The organism is Pedobacter sp. 01T416_2 (assembly GCF_056398925.1).
Window position 1 is genome coordinate 1 of record NZ_JBFTQI010001115.1, and the last position, 1,360, is coordinate 1,360.

The window sequence follows — 1,360 nt, forward strand, 5'->3', positions numbered from 1 at the left end:
CCTATGTCTTTGCGTTGTGCGGAAAACTTTTGAATAATGAAAAGTATACCAAACATAGTCTTGATATTTCTCGTGCAGCTATCTGCGATTTTAACAATCCAATAAAAAAACACGACTTTTTGGGTGGTTTAGCTGGAACGTTAATTGGGCTCATTCAAATTCATGATATCATTCCGGAATCTGATATTCTTGAAGGAATCAAAATGGGAGCTGTTAAACTAATTGAGGATCTGTCCATAAATAAAACGGGAATATTCTGGGGATGGAAACCGCACAGTATGGCGCCGTTATGTGGCTTATCACATGGCAATGCGGGCTACGGATTTGTTTTTCATGAATTAAGCAAGCTATTCAATGACGATAATCTTTTAGTAATCGCGTCCATCTGTTTTGATTATGAAAATAGGCATTTTAATAAAGAAATCAACAATTGGCCCGATTACAGGTTAAAAAAAGAAGTTGATGATAATTATAGATTTCCTTCCTTATCCGATAAAAAGGTAATCGATTGTGTGTCTTGGTGTCACGGTGCTCCAGGAATTGGTCTTTTGAGGCAATCTGTTTTAGGAAACGGAAGGGACGTGATAACGGATGAAAAACTTAAAATTAACAATGCCTTAAAGAAAACAGTTCTGCCAAAGGGTAATAGAATGGCTCGTCCTTCATTGGGACTGTGTCATGGAATTGCCGGGAATGCCTTTGTTTTTTTGAATCAGAGAAAAAAAAGGTATGGAAGGTATAAAATGGTTCCCGAAGAATTTGCACGGTACATTCTTTTATCTAAGTCAATAAATAAAGGTTACTATACTACATTTACGCATATAGACAAACGTGTAGACCCTAGCTTATTCCTTGGGCTTTCAGGTATCGGTTACTTCTTTATTTTTATGCTAAATGAAAAAGAATCTTCGATACTGTTACCTAAAATTAATCTCAAGAGCAATAAAACAGAGATTAATTTTATGGAAATTTTTCTCAAAGCTATTGCGAAAAATATGCACCCCGAAAATTTCGATAAAATTTCGGCTGAATCTTTCAATATTTTATCGAAAACTTTTTTTAATTTATTTAAAGAAGGGCGGATTAAAAATGAAATTGAATTCTTGCGCATACAGATTGAAGAATTAATAATGCTTTCAAAAGATATTGTTACGGAAACTTTTTTCCGGCATGAAAAGTTCAGGCTAAAATTGGCTCTTGACAATGTTTTTTACATGGAGGGGCAATATTTTGGATCAGTGGAGTTGGTAGGAAATATCATGCCATCGGGCAATTATGAAATCAAAAAGCTATTAAAAGATAATAATTTTATCTTATGCAATAATGTTGAATTTAAGCGGTTTAACGGCCAGACTGGTAC

At 34.5% G+C, this 1,360-nt stretch carries 1 protein-coding gene; it reads left to right on the top strand.

Going from position 1 to position 1,360, the window contains the following annotated elements; all coding sequences use genetic code 11:
- Positions 1-29: 29 nt before the first annotated feature.
- Positions 30-1,360 (top strand): lanthionine synthetase LanC family protein (locus AC1DPQ_RS27835; protein ID WP_477611580.1); only part of this gene is annotated, 1,331 nt, incomplete at its 3' end.